Here is a 14,075-nt window from a genome sequence, read left to right as displayed (position 1 = left end):
AAGGCTGCTAAAGAAACGTATGGACTCCTATTCCGTACCAGCAGGGTCTTTCCTCTCCCCCACGCCAAAGACACAGCTTCAGCTGTCATGCGCACAGCTGAAGCCGGCAATAAACCTCGGAGGCCCGTAACACGAGGCCCGACAAACATCCCTGCTTTGCAGTAGGAAAATCCGAGCGCCACTCCCAACACATATGCGTATTGCAGTACTTGAGGACCGCTGCAACGCCACCGTCTGAGCACCAATCAAATGTCAGCACGAACTATTGCACCGAGCCCAGAGGAACCGCGCTTCCTTCGCCTGCCCGAGGTCGAGCTCGTTGTCGGGAAAAAGAGATCCACGATCTATCGCGACATAGCCGCAGGAAAATTCCCTGCTCCATATGACCTAGGCAGCAGCAGATCGGTTGGCTGGCTCAGCACGGAGATATCTGCCTGGATCCTGAGTCGGCCGCGCGTGCAGCTCCGCGGGGGGTATAACAATGACTAACGTATCAGCCCCACTGCGCGCGCAGACCCAGTGGTTCCATGTTTTCAGGGCAATGATTGATCAGGGCGACGTCGCCCGAATTGGGCCCCATGCGTTTACGGTTTATGCCGTCATTAAGGCACACGCCAATTACTACTCCGGCATGGCGCATCCGGGCATCGAACGGATCTCTGAGCAGTCTGGCGTCAGCCTGGCACAGGTCAAACGGGCACTGGGGGTTCTCGAAACGGCAGGCCTCATCACGAAAACAAAATCCGGCCGATCCAATCACTACACTCTACGCGAAAAGGTTCAGGTCACTGAGGCCGGCCTACCTCATACCGTAGCAACCTGGGACTACGTGCCAAGCCGTGCACAGCACACCGCTACCGAGCTCAAAAAGGCCGTGATCGCTGGCGATCTCGCAAGCACGCAGATACTGAACATTGAGCGCCTGAATATACAAATCAACCTGGCCGGTGGAAACGCCCAAGTCGATAGCTCGTCACTGCAAATCGACCTCAATCGGTTGCCTCCCGGTATCCGAGAAACCCTGCGCAGGCACCTCAAAAATTCGCAATGAGGTTATGCACAGCTCAGAGTGATACGTATCCGTCTGAGCTGTGATTGATCACAAAGTAGCTCACCTAGAGCTACTTCGCGTTGGAATCTAGCTCAGGCTGAGCCGCTAAAAAGACAGAGAAAATAAAAAAGAGAAACTCAGGAGGCGACACAACCTCCTGAGTGGAAGCATCGAAGCGTATGGGGTTACGAACAGCTACCGTCAACTCGATTCGACGATTCCGGCGTGGCCAAATCGTCTAGCCCCAGCAAGTACGTGCCAAATGACTCGGTTGCGGCAAAAACCTGAGATTACTGGCCTTCAATTGCCCTACCCAGTATGCTCGGCCCGAAGATAGCCAAGTGCCATAAGCTTAGGGATGATCGAATGCTAGACTCTCGTCGCTCGATGCCTGCCGTTCTCGATCGCCACATCGAGACGGAAGACCAGGATGCTTTCGGGCATCGACACTATGCTCAAGCGCTGCGCTGCCTGATCGAAGATGAAGGCCATCAACCCCCTTTCAGTATTGGGCTTCTGGGCGGCTGGGGCACAGGCAAAAGCTCGATCAAGGAGCTCTACACGCGAACGTTGGCTGACGACACCTCAACGGCAGGCGGACATCGACCACGAAGCCAGCGTTTCAAGAGCATCACATTCAACGCTTGGCGCTTCGGCGGAAAAGAGCAGGATATTAAGCGAGCATTGCTTCGCCATGTATTCCTCGAGCTAGGTGGTGACGAAGGTAAGCTCCAAGACGACCTCTACCGGAACGTGACGCATACGGAGTCACTTACCAAACCTATAGGCGAGCTGACCAAGCAGCATCTGATTAGCTGGGCTGCGCCGGTACCAGCATTCGCGATCGCCTTCATCGCCTATCTCATCTTCATCATGCTCGGCCTGAAGTGGTTACCCCTTAATGATGGGCTCGCCCAGTCATTGTTCATCGGAGCGGTCAGCGGCATTTATGCCTACCTCATCAAGGTGATGAAGCCCTCGGCAGTCAACCCATTCAACACCATCACCCGGGTGCATCTCCCCAGCGTTAGCGCCGAGCAGTACGAGGAACTGCTGCTACAGCAGCTACGTAAATTCAAACCCGCAAAAGGCAACGCAGTTCCCTACGAGCGCCTCGTCATTTTCGTGGACGACCTTGATCGCCTCTCCGCAGAGGAGATGGTCTTGGGCCTAGACGCCGTCAGAACTTTCATGGAGATTCCAACTGACAAGCTTCCAACAAATCTGGGATTAGTGTTCGTCATCTCCTGCGACGAAGGCAAGGTCGCTGATGCCCTCTCGCGCCGACGCGGAAATCCAGAGCAACCTGGTTCCATCTTCAACCCCACCGACGCCAGGCGCTATCTCGACCGTATCTTCCAGTTCAGGCTCGAAATTCCGCCGCCCCCACGAAACGATATGCGGCAGTTTGCGCTCTCGAAGCTGAAGGATTTTCCGGATCTAGTGAAGGAGATCGCTGACAAAGGCGCATCGGTTGAACAGGTAGTGGATCGCATGATTCACATCAACGTCACTGACCCACGCAATGCACTTCAGATCGTCAACGCGTTTACTCAAACTTGGTGGCTGGCTAAGGCCCGAGAGCTCGACGCCATTGGCAGTGATCGCCCTGGGGGCCTTCATGAAGGGGCTGTAACCAAACATCCCGTGGCTCTGGGAGCACTCAGCGCGGCGCGCGTTAGCTTTCCAGGTTTCTACCGAGACCTTCAGGATGATCCGCAACTGCTGCAGCGTCTGACGAATCTGATGGTTAAACAAACACTGATCAAGGACGAGCCACTAGAGTCGCATCACGTACTCAAGCGGTACGTGACGCAAGACGAGAACGAGAAAACCCTCCTTGCGGAGGGATGCCGAGACCTGCGCCGGTTTCTCGCTAGCCTAGTGGGCATTCACTGGCCAGACTCACTGCAAAGCCTGCTTTTGCTCTCCGAAGATTTTGCTACCCGCCAGTACGGCGGTCACGCCTCGCGAATTTACGGCTACCTGGTATCTGGAGATACTCAAGGCTTCCTGGAAGCCCTCTCCCCCCGCAGCGACGACTACCTAAGCGACCAGGAGGTACAACTGCTGCATGGCATGCTCAGCGAGCTCCACCTCACTGAGGAAGCGCTCAAGTTCAACGCGATGCGCGTGGTCGCCGACATCATTGATCGGCTGCCGCTGCGCACTCGGGACTTGATACTGGGTATTCTGAGCAACGACATCATCATATCTGGCGAACTCAGATCCCTTCTCGGCGTAGAGAAGATTGGTCGAATCACTTCCGTCGCCAACCCGGTTGACCAACAACACATCGCCTCCGTACTGATAGATGAGCTTCTCACCAGCGGGAAAGTGAGCACCATGCGCCTGCCGACTGGTCAGGCTCCCAATATGGAGGAAACAATTACCAGGGCTAAAGGCGCGACAGAGATCGCCTTGTCCGTGATGAGTTCTCATGGCTTGCCCGCTCAATCGAAAGAGCAACTCTTGAAATGGCTCTGCGAACGGAACGTCTCAACCGGCTCTGGCTCCTACACGCTACCCTTCATGCAGCTACACCAGTGGATGGATAGCTACGAGGCGTCACTTCTGCCTGAAATTGGGGCATCCTATGTCGACCAACTCACCAATGCATTCCACGCTTTTGAGGAGCAAGCGAACGACGACGTGGAACCGCTAGAGTCTCTGGACTTGCAACAGACCGCAACGCGAATTAATGTTGTATGGGATCAGTTGGCAGGCGAGGGAGATGAAAGTCGTGAGCAGCTATGGCAGCAAGTCACTCACTTGTCGACCATCTCTGCATCCGAACTAGTTGAATGCGTAATCCATGCTCTGGAACGACACGTCCTCCATGCTGATGATGAGCAGCTACTGGAATGCCTAACCAGGTTCAGTCTTCGAGTAGGCGACTTCGAAGTAGTGCCACTCGACTACAACCGCGCGCTCCGCTTACTAGTAGACCTTGGCGGTGAACGGCGAGCATGCTTCAACGATGGGCACTACGAAGCCTACGCCGAATTCGCAGTCCGCTTGAGCGGTATCGACGGTTGCGATCAGGATGCAGCCGAGGTGTTCCGCAGCTTCGTAGTCCATAACATACGTGCGCTCAGCAGCGTCGCAGAACGCTGGATCAGCTATCCACTCGAAAACGTCCCACGCGCATGTCGTACCCCTCTACTCGAATCCTATGAGCTCCTGCCTGAGCAAGACAAACAAACGCTGGCAGATCATTTGACAGCCTTGGTGGCTCGCGCCGAACTCAATGATCAAGATGGAATGCTCTACACAGACGCTACGTCTAGCATCCCTGCAAAACACTGGAGCGATACAGCCCTACGGGCCCATCTCGATAAGTTGCTGCCGATACTCCTCTCTAAGGTCAACAACTGGCAGGGTCACCTCGCACGTATCATTCCGGGCTTCTCGCAAGTGTTCCTCCATGCGACACCTACCCTTCTTGGCCCAACGCTTCAGAAGCTCTTCACCAGTGCCAAGACAAATAAGGAAGCATTTGATCAGCTTCATCGCTATTTCAACGGACGATGGCCAAAGCCAGCGCAGCTCCCAAGCGGGTATGTACCTCAGAATCTTTTCACTGAAGCCAAGCAGGTAGCCGCCGCTTCCCCAGGCTTCGTTGGCCGGCACACGCTTGCCTCCATGGAAAGCATGTTGGCTGGTGGCCTTGTGCCCGCCAATCTACGTCCCCAGCTTATTGAAACGGCATGTCTGGTTTGGAGGCAAAGGCCCGAGGAGGCGGCAAATTTCCTGAGCTCTGGCAGCCAAGCACTGTCGGTCAGCCAGATGGCCACTTTGCTTGAAGCAATCGATTTCAATAACGACCAGCAAGTCGACATGCTAGAGCGAGCCTGGAGCGCATTGATCCCTCAACTGCCAGTTTCGGACTACATTGAGGCCACCAAAGCCGTGTTGTTCAAAGGCTCGTTTGGCAACCTCAAGGACCCTGACCTCGCTCTCACCGTGTGGTGTCGCGCACTTCAAATAGAGGCGTTCGGCGACCTCAAAACATTGCTGCAAGGTAGCGATATCAACGATGAACAGCGCAAGCGCGTGCTTGGCCAGATAGTCCACGTCACTCAGGATGCTAAAGAGTCGAAGGAGATGCCGCAGATAGCGATGGAGCTCCTCAGAATCCCTGATAGCCCACTTACGTGGGCAGCGGTCAACACCTTGCGATCTGAAATCAACAAGCGCTTCCTGACTCAAGAGGAGAGACTAGACTACGCCAAGCTTCTGCTACGTGAACTCCCGAATGCGGCGTCTGATACCGCAAAGGGATACATGGCTGCTTGGGCTAAGGTTCTGGGTACCGAAGCGGTGTTGAAAGAGGTCAAACCTAGTGACTTGTCCGATGGTGATCTGAACATTCTCAATACCGCCTTTGGAACAAGCCGTCCAATGGCGGGGCTATTGAGGCGCTGGACAAATCGATAGCTCAGAGTCAAGGGGCACCTACCGTCGCCCCTTGAGTACGGTGCAAGAAAAGTGCGCTCGCAGTAAACTGCCTAGCTTTACCAATTTTCACTCAGCTACGCTGAAACCCATCTACGGAGCTACTTTCGGCTCGCTGCACATACGCTAAGCTACGTCCGATTTAACTGGGCTTGCAGCGTCTCTAGGCAACTCGTAATCCGTTGGTCGCTGTTTCGTATGCTGCCAGGCGCAAACTATCTCGGCCCAGTCTTGCCGACGTGCCGATACAGCGTTGTCCTCGATACCCCGTATCGCTTGGCCACATTGCTAACCTGAATCTGTGGATCTTTGAGCAAAGCCTTTATTTCTCGGATTTGAGATTCGTCCAGCGCAGGTTTACGACCACCTTGACGTCCTCGAGCGCGAGCCGCCGCCAGTCCTGCGCGAGTACGCTCTCGAATCAAGTTGCGCTCGAACTCTGCCAGCGCAGCGAATACATGAAATATCAGCTTGCCGGCAGCGCTGGTCGTTTCGATTCGTTCGCTGATGGACTCGAAGGCCACCGCCTCCTGCTCTAAGCGACTGACGATCCCAACCAGGTCAGGCAGAGAGCGCCCGAGACGATCCAGTCGCCACACGACCAAAGTGTCCCCGCTGCGCAAAGCCTTGAGGCAATGCACCAGCTCCGGCCTGTCCGCTGACTTCCCGCTCATGGTCTCTTCGTAAACCGCGGAGCACCCAGCCAGGGCAAGTGCATCTCGCTGCAAGTCGAGATTCTGATCATCATTCGAAACTCGGGCGTATCCAATCCGTTTTCCCATACGTTTTTCTCACACTGATTTCGGTATGGGAAAAGTGACAGGAAAGCGGTAAATCCCAAGTCCAAAAGATCAGCTGGAATAGGTGTGCCATAAAGGACCGTTAACGGGACGGGTGGGCTCGTCAATTTCAGACGCTGAAAGCGACCGAAATCGAACCCCAGGATATTTTTCCTCGCTCAACATTTCCTTTGGCAGCTCAGCACCTGAGCTGAATGGAGGAATGACGATGAAACAGAGTTTCTACTCACATTTTGATCGAGACTTGGCCAGGGCCGGTTCGGCAATTCTTAGGGAGGCAGTCCGGCGCGGGCTTCTCAGCCAGAACGAGGCCATAATCCACGACCAGCAGTGGACCCAGTTCAGTATTTACGCCAAGGAGTCTCATGACGTGGATATCCTGGCGCTCGTCAATAAAAAACTGGTGCGGCAATACGGCAAAGAACTCTGCATCCAGGTGTACTACGGCAATCTCTCGCGGCAAGGCGCCGTGAACTTTCTCGAGACCGTAAGCTCGGTGATGGCCCTTGCAACCACCGGTGATTGGAAAGTCGTGATACCTGACATTAGCTTTCCTAACCATGCACGGATTATGGCCCCACAAAGCCTTGATCAAGCGAAGTTTGAAGCCGCAGTGGAAGACGTTCGGGCTCGCCTATCAGAGCATCTGGCGGTAATGTTGATGTTAGTACGGCACCTCGGCATCTCACTGCGTGAAGCTGTTTTCTTCGACGCACAAGCAGCTCTAGAAGCAGTCAACGGGGACGAATGTATTTCCCTGGAGAGCGGCAAGGAAGGGTCATATACGAGCAGAACAATTAACATCGCGATGCCCAACCAGATCGCCGTTTTGGAGAGAGCGTCTGCCGTCCAAGATGTTCATCGCTATCCACAATCAAAGCAGACATGGCGGCTCTGGAAGCAGAACAGATTACCTGCTGCTGAGGAAATTTTACTTGCTCATGGAATGAACTTCTGTGATTGCCGAGCAGCCTATGGATGCGAGCTTTACAAGCAGTGGTCCGGTCATGATGCACCGGTTCTTGGTGGGGACGCTCCCGATGTCAAGGACCTGGAGGCGCGGGATCACGTAGCCTACGAACTCGGGAATTTGTGTATCTGGGAAACTGATGCGTACGTCGGTGCCCGAGCCAACCTGAGGAAGGAAGCTGCCGGTACCAATCGCTAAGCCATCACACAGCAGACTTGGGATTAGATCAGACGCCTTTAACCTTGGCAGACCTGGAATCAAAGGAGTCAGGGTATGGATCGTTTTGAGTTGCTTGTATATGCCGTGCTGGCCGTCATCAGTACGCTGACGATCGCAGGTGTAATCGGCTATATGGTCGCAGCTCATCTGGACGAGAAGCACGGCGACGATTGAGCCTTCAGTGGAGCTGACCAGATACCTGCAACAAACTGCTCGCTGCCCCTTGGCAGCGGGCGCTTACCCAAATCCATCGGCAAGGCACCCTACCGCTGCGATACGCAGTATTTTTCCAAGCCTGTGAGGTCATGGAATGAATTCGGAAGGGCTTTCAATTTCCCCGCCTAGCGAAAGTGACCGGAGCGCGTTTAGATCAGCAACATGCACGCACTCCATGGGGCGAGCTAGCTGGCGAGTGTGCTAAAACCTGTACGCCGACTCACAGGCAACATCTGATCTTGGGTTTTCCGAACGCTACCGGAGAGTGCCTAGCGACCTCATCTACCCGGAGCACCACCATGGAGTTTCGTCACCTCGGTAACGGGCAGTACTTCCCACCCATTGCACCAAACGGTCGGGTTTACGCTGTACCTCTTGGACAGGAAACCCAGGTAGAAATTTTCTGCCTAACCCCTGTAGGCATCATGGGCGCGGGCATCCAATTGCACTGGTCAGAAATCGTTGGTTGTTACTACGACGACGAATCCTGGGAGATCATCCCGCGCAACTACTCGGGACGAGGAATGCGCTTCCGCAGAGGCCTATCCTGCATCATAGTAATCGCAGGCAACGAGGCCCTCACGACAAACATCCAGAGCTACGCCATTCCCATGTGCGTAATGAACCGCATTGCATTCGAACAGCAGCGAGGCAGTGAGGGATAGCGCGTTACCGTCACCACCCGCTACGCGACACGGGTGTACCAGCTAGGCTGGCACCTACCAAAGATTATTTTATGAAAGTGAAGCCTTTCACTACTAATACCAATCACAGGTGGCCGACTGACTTGGTCGTAAGCGTCACTGCTAATAGCAAATACGGCCTCCGTCCCCCGCCTGCACGGTCCTGCTGGCTGACAGCGAGTAGATGTAGCGCCCTACACTGCTTATAGCCCTTACCCGTCGCCGTCCCTGACCAAACGCAGCAGCATGTCTCGCCGGAGTTCACTGCTGATATGAGAAAGCCCCGTCAGACCAATCTGCACGGGGCTTTCGGGTATTTAAGTCGGTTCAGATCCGTTCGGCACTGCTTATAGTGCACTCAGCCTCTACTCCTCCGAGCAGAGGTCTCCATGATCGAGCGCTTGATATCTCGACAGCTTTTTCTCATAGGCGACCAACGTCCGACGCAGCTTACGATTTTCACTGGCAATGCTGCGAATCTCAGCAAGACGCTCCTCAACCTGCAAAACGAGGGGACGGTAAGGGGATTTAATAAACTCGAACGAGGAAGCCGGGTATTTGTGCTTGCCGTTGCCTTTGGGAATAGTCAGGGGCGCAAACTTGTGTTGTTTCCCTTGCAGTGGCACCAGCTTGCACCAGTAGATCGAGTACGCATTCGGGCTCGTTTGTTTGATTGAAACGGCAGCCACGACAGATTTAACCCCGGTCTTTTTGTATATCTTCATGGACGCATCCATATAGCTTGCGGCCAGATATCTCGCGTCCGCAAGCAGCTGCTCGTACTGCTGATCCAGCAGAGTGACTATCGTTTGTGCTTCTTTACTCATGGCCAAGGCTCTCTTTGCTGTAAGAGCCAAAATGGTGACCGATCGCTGAGCCCCCGGAATTCGATTTCAGACCGTTCTACCGTCGGAAATCTACCGAACGTGGGTGGACTGGCTTAGGCTGTCATCCTACCTCGTGTCAGATGATCTAAGGATGACGACATGTCAGTCGCAGAAAAACAGAACGTGCAAAGGATGCACAATAGATGACGACGGCAGCCTGAATTGCCCCTGATTTCGTAAACACCACAACGCATTTTCTCGAAGGGCTCATATTGGCTGTTAAAGCTGATGCAGGCGGCAGGCTGCTTCTGGCCGACTCCCGCCCGATGCATCGGGTAGAGGGCGGCCAAAAGCCGTCATCGAGTGCCTAGGAAATTCGGGGCCACTCCCTAGGTCGGCGGAGGCAATGGTCGAATAATGCGCGTGGACTTAACCCAGAGCCGTGGTGGACAAAATGATGGCAAAATTATAGCGTTCCATCAGCGCACGCATTCCAATCGAATAAGCAGCGTGCCGACCTGATGAAGCACTCGACGCCAAAGGAAGGGTTATGGCCTGGGATTACACAAGGAAAGAACAAAAAAAAGCAGAGATCGAGGAGCTGCTCAGAGAAGAAATGCGTTCGGCTGGTATTCCGGAAACAGCGCTAGAAGACGCGCTTCGCAAGCTGATGGACTCTGCCATACGGATATCGCCACCAGAAGAAGAGTCGCGGTTCATGGAGATGATAGTCATGAACTCGTCGGCCAGAGGAGGTGGGAAGAGCACCAAACCGGGCAATATCAGGCTGGATTTCGGTCTGTTGCTTGAGACGATAGCTGGGGGGGCGCTGACTCTCGAGTCAGTAAACACTTGGTGGACGTTTCCGTTTGCTCTGTTAATGGTGTTGCGTAGCCTTAGTCGAAATCTGAGCGTCCAGTTGACCGAGACTGATGCCGTAACCATCATGGCCATGTGGCAGGCCGGCATCAATAATGGCTTGATCGCCAAACTCTCAGACATTAAGGCCTATGCCGACCTGCATGCGAAAAAGTACGGTCGGAACGTCCTCTCCCTTGCTGACATTATGCATTCCATTACCAATCTTGTAGCTATTGGTAGCATCACGCCGATCACAGGCGTAGCCGATAAATGGAAGGTTCATGAGGAGATAAGATTTATCTACCGATGACCACGTAGGACAAAAAGGGGGAGGTCTTTATTTATTAGAATAGACTTGTCTTCTGACATCCGCGGTTGCAGTCAGAAATATCGACCGGCGCTATCTATCAGCACATTAGACTCGCCACAGTCAACCACTCCAAGCTTATAGCTTATAGCTTATAAAATATGAGAGTCCAAGGCTACAGAACAACCTAACTGTCTTAATATTCAAGGAGCGATAGTATGAAACCTTCAAAAATCAAAAAAAATATTCTTAGCACAACCACCATAAAAATAGATGCCTCTGGATCCCGTGGAACGGGTTTTTTATTTGGCTTCATGATGGACAAAGAAAACCTCGCCCCAATCCTAGTCACTAACAAACATGTATTGATGGATGCTAAATCCATTAAGCTTCGAATATCCACATCAGCTCAGGGTGACCACGAGACCAGAGGCGGTATTGCAGAATACTTAATAACATCTGGTTTGGAACAGATGATTATCGAACATCCAGATCCCAGAATAGACCTTGCAGCTATCTGCGTCGGCCCCATATATAACGATTTGATGGGCAAAAAGCTTTTCGGATATGGAAATATGTTCATCGAAACCGACATAATCACACAGACCGAGCTTAATGAGATCTCTGTTGCGGACGACATATTAATGGTCGGTTACCCCATCGGCTTGTCCGACGACAAACACAATCTGCCTATTGTTAGACGTGGAATAATTGCAAGTGACCCCAACCTTCCATTTGATGGCAAAGAACAGTTTCTCATTGATTGTGCCTGCTTCCCTGGATCAAGCGGAAGCCCGGTTGTAACGAAAGAACATTTCTCTCTGACGGACACCACAGGACAGATCCTCGCGTCAAAGAAGCGGAGCGCGTTGATTGGCATTCTGTGGGGCGGCCCAGTTCACACCTCTGAAGGTGAAATCATTGTTCAGAACGTCCCAACAGCAGCGGTCCCAATACCGCGGATTCCGCAGATGGTGAACCTTGGGTATGTTATTAACGCATCGAAAATATTGGATCTAAAAACACTATTAATAGGAAAAACGGAAACATCAGAAATTAAGTTTGAACATTCTTTTTTACCAGCTTAACCTAATAGAAAGCTGCCTACTTATACGATGACACCCCACACTCATCCTGTCTGATAAACACGTACAAGCTTCTCAAAATAATTGCAATATTGATTGGGATCAATACTAACTTCCGGGCAGCAAAGTATTTTCCACCCCCCTCGACAAATAAGCAAAAGATTGAATAAGGAGATTTAATTGAAAGAATTCACCAACCCCTTCACTAGCATCCCACTAGGTCTTTCTCCTGAGCGACATTTCTCAGAGGCTTTGACGAGATGGAATTACTTTCCAAATCAGAAAGACGCAGCTAGCGAGTTGCCTCCTTGCTTTACAACACGACGTTTTACTCCGGAAATTGCAGTAGAGCTTTCAAAGTTACCTATCCAAGATACTCGAAAGCAGCACTGGTTTGATCTTGTTGAATACCGCGTAACTCGATACAACAACATTTCTCGCACCTTGGCTCTACTACATCCGCTGGCTTATGCAAGATTGCATACAAGAATCATGGCCAATTACGAGGAAATAACGAAGCTGACATCCAGTAACCAGAGCGCCATCCGAGTAGAAGAACATATCGACGGACGGATGATTATCATGAACTACGAGAGTCATGAAACCCGAACTAATACCGCCCTTGAAGATACTTTTGGGAAACGATTTCGTGCCCATACTGACATTTCTAACTGCTTTGGCTCCGTTTACTCTCATTCTCTTGAGTGGGCTATCCAAGGATACGATGAAGCAAAAAAAAATCTTTATGCAAAGCCAAAACATTGGAGTAGTCTTCTAGATATCGCATTCAGAAATACGAAAAGAAACGAAACCTCTGGCCTTCCTATAGGTCCCGCCGCCTCCAACTTAGCTGTAGAGATAATTTTATGCAGAGTTGATAAAGTTCTCGACGAATATGGTTTTATTTTTACACGGTATATCGATGATTACACAGCGTACTGCGAAACGCATGACGAGGCACAAAATTTCATCCGATTATTGGGGCAAGAACTATCAAAATATAGACTGTCTCTAAATTTAAATAAAACCTCAATCAAGGAATTGCCCGAGCCCTTACAGGACCCATGGACATCTTCGCTAAACAACGCTCTCCCCAAACGTACGGACAATGAAGGAATACTCACACTAAGCACTAGCGAAGCAATTAATTTTCTTGATTTTGCCGTTCGTCTCAACAACGAAACTCCGGACGGCAGCGTACTCAGGTATGCTATCAGTGCAATTGCCCCCCGAGCAAGTAATGAAACTGCAGTTGCCGTTTTTAACTATGCATTAAATCTCTCTTGGCATTTCCCAGCTCTGCTTCCGCTACTCGAAAAAATTGATGCTCGATCCGATGCGTATGATATAGATGGAACGCACGACAAGCTAAACAAAATCATTACAACCAATGCACTCCATAGGCGCTCTGATGGTATGTGCTGGGCTCTTTATTACTTAAAGCAGCTTAACCGCGAGCCAGGCGTCAATCAAATTACAGAAGTGATTAATTCCAAAGACTGTGCAGCAATCACAATGCTATGCAAGTTCAACAGCTCCATCGCCCTTGTTAAAGAATATGCATTAAGCATTACCAACGACGCAACGCTCTATGAGCTAGACCAAAACTGGCTATTGCTTTACGAGCTTTTTTTACATGATCACATTGACGACCCCTATCCAACTGAGAGTACATTCGCCCTCTTGAAGAAATACGACGTGTCCTTTTTGTATCCGGCTGACAGATCAAGCCACGCAGAACAATTCTGCCACGTTCTTTCTAATCCATTCCAAATCCCCGGTCAAACAATGCCCTTCAATCAGTGGATGCGAAGACTTGAAGCACCACCACTTACTCCTAAAACACCGTCTCTTTTTGCATGAATCTGCGGAGAACGGAGCCCCGTTGCCCGGATTGAGTGAGTCGCTCAATTTTTTGGAAGTGAAGAGCTGAACCTCAGTGACTTTCTTTACAACCTTGAGGTCCATTGTGGTTGAAAGCAGTCCTTTGCCAACGACTGCTTTTGGCCGATTCTGTTGAAAAAGTCGGCTTCGGTTTCCATGGCAGAAAAGTACGCGTCTGAGATTGAAATCTGTGTTTTCGCAGAAGGTTCAGGGCTCAGATTTGACGTAGCAGCGCGCAAAAAAAGGCGATTTCACCGCTCAATGCATGGGTAGCCAGGCCGGGTCGACTTTTTAAACACAATCGGCCGATTGCTGCCTTCCACAGTATGATCACCGGTCAGCAATCAACAAACCAGTTGTAGAAATGGTATCCCGCGCTAACCGACACAGCACATGTGCCCAGCGTCAATAGAGGCCACTGTCCTTCGACACCAAGCCACCACAGCACCTTGAACAGAAGAGCTCCTACCAACACGCAGGCCAGAACACCAAGAGCCAGGCCAACCAACGCGAACAGCCGAGCCCCTAACCCTGGATTTCCGCCGTGCCAGTTTTCACTAAGACAAAAGGGGCAATGATTAGACGGAGGCGAGTAGCCCCAGAAACCACGACTATATAGCGCTCTTGGAACCATCGCTTTGCCACAGTTGTGACAGGTAACCATCGAGTGTCTCATACCGCACCCCAGCCCAAATCTTCCTAGATGAGCCCATG

General features: G+C 51.7%; 10 protein-coding genes. 8 read left to right on the top strand and 2 right to left on the bottom strand.

The genetic code is table 11. The features are described 5' to 3' along the window. The first annotated feature begins 249 nt into the window (after positions 1-249). The 3 genes from HX873_RS02455 to HX873_RS02445 all read left to right on the top strand — a co-directional run bounded on the left by HX873_RS02455 (position 250) and on the right by HX873_RS02445 (position 5,491). Positions 250-489 (top strand): AlpA family transcriptional regulator, encoded by a 240-nt coding sequence (locus HX873_RS02455; protein ID WP_034115130.1) that lies wholly within the window; start codon positions 250-252, stop codon positions 487-489. Beyond that, the gene (locus tag HX873_RS02450; protein WP_256349557.1) at positions 482-1,051 is read left to right on the top strand and encodes a helix-turn-helix domain-containing protein; all 570 of its coding nucleotides are present in this window, start codon (positions 482-484) and stop codon (positions 1,049-1,051) included. Before HX873_RS02455 ends, HX873_RS02450 begins: the two co-directional genes overlap by 8 nt. Before the next feature lie 366 nt (positions 1,052-1,417). Further along, complete coding sequence (locus HX873_RS02445) at positions 1,418-5,491, top strand: P-loop NTPase fold protein (protein ID WP_177122330.1); 4,074 nt, start codon at positions 1,418-1,420, stop codon at positions 5,489-5,491. A gap of 233 nt (positions 5,492-5,724) precedes the next feature. Here HX873_RS02445 and HX873_RS02440 read toward each other — a convergent pair whose 3' ends face one another. Further along, positions 5,725-6,291 (bottom strand): recombinase family protein, encoded by a 567-nt coding sequence (locus HX873_RS02440; RefSeq protein ID WP_177122329.1) that lies wholly within the window; start codon positions 6,289-6,291, stop codon positions 5,725-5,727. Between the two features lie 226 nt (positions 6,292-6,517). On the opposite strand from HX873_RS02440, the gene HX873_RS02435 reads away from it, so the two are divergent. After that, positions 6,518-7,477 carry an integrase domain-containing protein gene (locus HX873_RS02435; RefSeq protein WP_177122328.1) on the top strand — a complete coding sequence of 320 codons (960 nt, stop codon included), beginning with the start codon at positions 6,518-6,520 and terminating at the stop codon, positions 7,475-7,477. Between the two features lie 536 nt (positions 7,478-8,013). Beyond that, positions 8,014-8,379 (top strand): hypothetical protein, encoded by a 366-nt coding sequence (locus tag HX873_RS02430; protein WP_177122327.1) that lies wholly within the window; start codon positions 8,014-8,016, stop codon positions 8,377-8,379. A gap of 383 nt (positions 8,380-8,762) precedes the next feature. Here the strand turns inward: HX873_RS02430 and mobI are convergent, their stop codons facing one another. Then, entirely contained in the window at positions 8,763-9,224 is a 462-nt protein-coding gene (gene mobI / locus HX873_RS02425) for a conjugative transfer protein MobI(A/C) (RefSeq protein WP_177122326.1), read from the bottom strand. A gap of 550 nt (positions 9,225-9,774) precedes the next feature. Here mobI and HX873_RS02420 point away from each other — a divergent pair. From HX873_RS02420 to drt4, 3 genes are all read left to right on the top strand, one after another. Further along, positions 9,775-10,395 (top strand): hypothetical protein, encoded by a 621-nt coding sequence (locus tag HX873_RS02420; RefSeq protein ID WP_177122325.1) that lies wholly within the window; start codon positions 9,775-9,777, stop codon positions 10,393-10,395. A 215-nt stretch (positions 10,396-10,610) separates the two neighbouring features. Beyond that, the gene (locus tag HX873_RS02415; protein ID WP_177122324.1) at positions 10,611-11,480 is read left to right on the top strand and encodes a serine protease; all 870 of its coding nucleotides are present in this window, start codon (positions 10,611-10,613) and stop codon (positions 11,478-11,480) included. Between the two features lie 177 nt (positions 11,481-11,657). Further along, entirely contained in the window at positions 11,658-13,340 is a 1,683-nt protein-coding gene (drt4, locus tag HX873_RS02410) for an antiviral reverse transcriptase Drt4 (protein WP_177122323.1), read from the top strand. Positions 13,341-14,075 lie beyond the last annotated feature (735 nt).

It is taken from the genome of Pseudomonas sp. P7758, from assembly GCF_013386485.1.
Lineage (GTDB): Bacteria > Pseudomonadota > Gammaproteobacteria > Pseudomonadales > Pseudomonadaceae > Aquipseudomonas.
The sequence above is the reverse complement of the archived record's forward strand: the minus strand, read 5'-3'. Positions and strand labels throughout refer to the sequence as shown.

Bases quoted from the DNA above. Each gene is read 5' to 3' on its own strand.
- HX873_RS02435 (WP_177122328.1), top strand. From the start codon at position 6,518: ATGAAACAGAGTTTCTACTCACATTTTGATCGAGACTTGGCCAGGGCC.
- HX873_RS02440 (WP_177122329.1), bottom strand. From the start codon at position 6,291: ATGGGAAAACGGATTGGATACGCCCGAGTTTCGAATGATGATCAGAAT.
- HX873_RS02415 (WP_177122324.1), top strand. From the start codon at position 10,611: ATGAAACCTTCAAAAATCAAAAAAAATATTCTTAGCACAACCACCATA.
- HX873_RS02450 (WP_256349557.1), top strand. From the start codon at position 482: ATGACTAACGTATCAGCCCCACTGCGCGCGCAGACCCAGTGGTTCCAT.
- HX873_RS02430 (WP_177122327.1), top strand. From the start codon at position 8,014: ATGGAGTTTCGTCACCTCGGTAACGGGCAGTACTTCCCACCCATTGCA.
- HX873_RS02420 (WP_177122325.1), top strand. From the start codon at position 9,775: ATGGCCTGGGATTACACAAGGAAAGAACAAAAAAAAGCAGAGATCGAG.
- HX873_RS02455 (WP_034115130.1), top strand. From the start codon at position 250: ATGTCAGCACGAACTATTGCACCGAGCCCAGAGGAACCGCGCTTCCTT.
- HX873_RS02445 (WP_177122330.1), top strand. From the start codon at position 1,418: ATGCTAGACTCTCGTCGCTCGATGCCTGCCGTTCTCGATCGCCACATC.
- mobI (WP_177122326.1), bottom strand. From the start codon at position 9,224: ATGAGTAAAGAAGCACAAACGATAGTCACTCTGCTGGATCAGCAGTAC.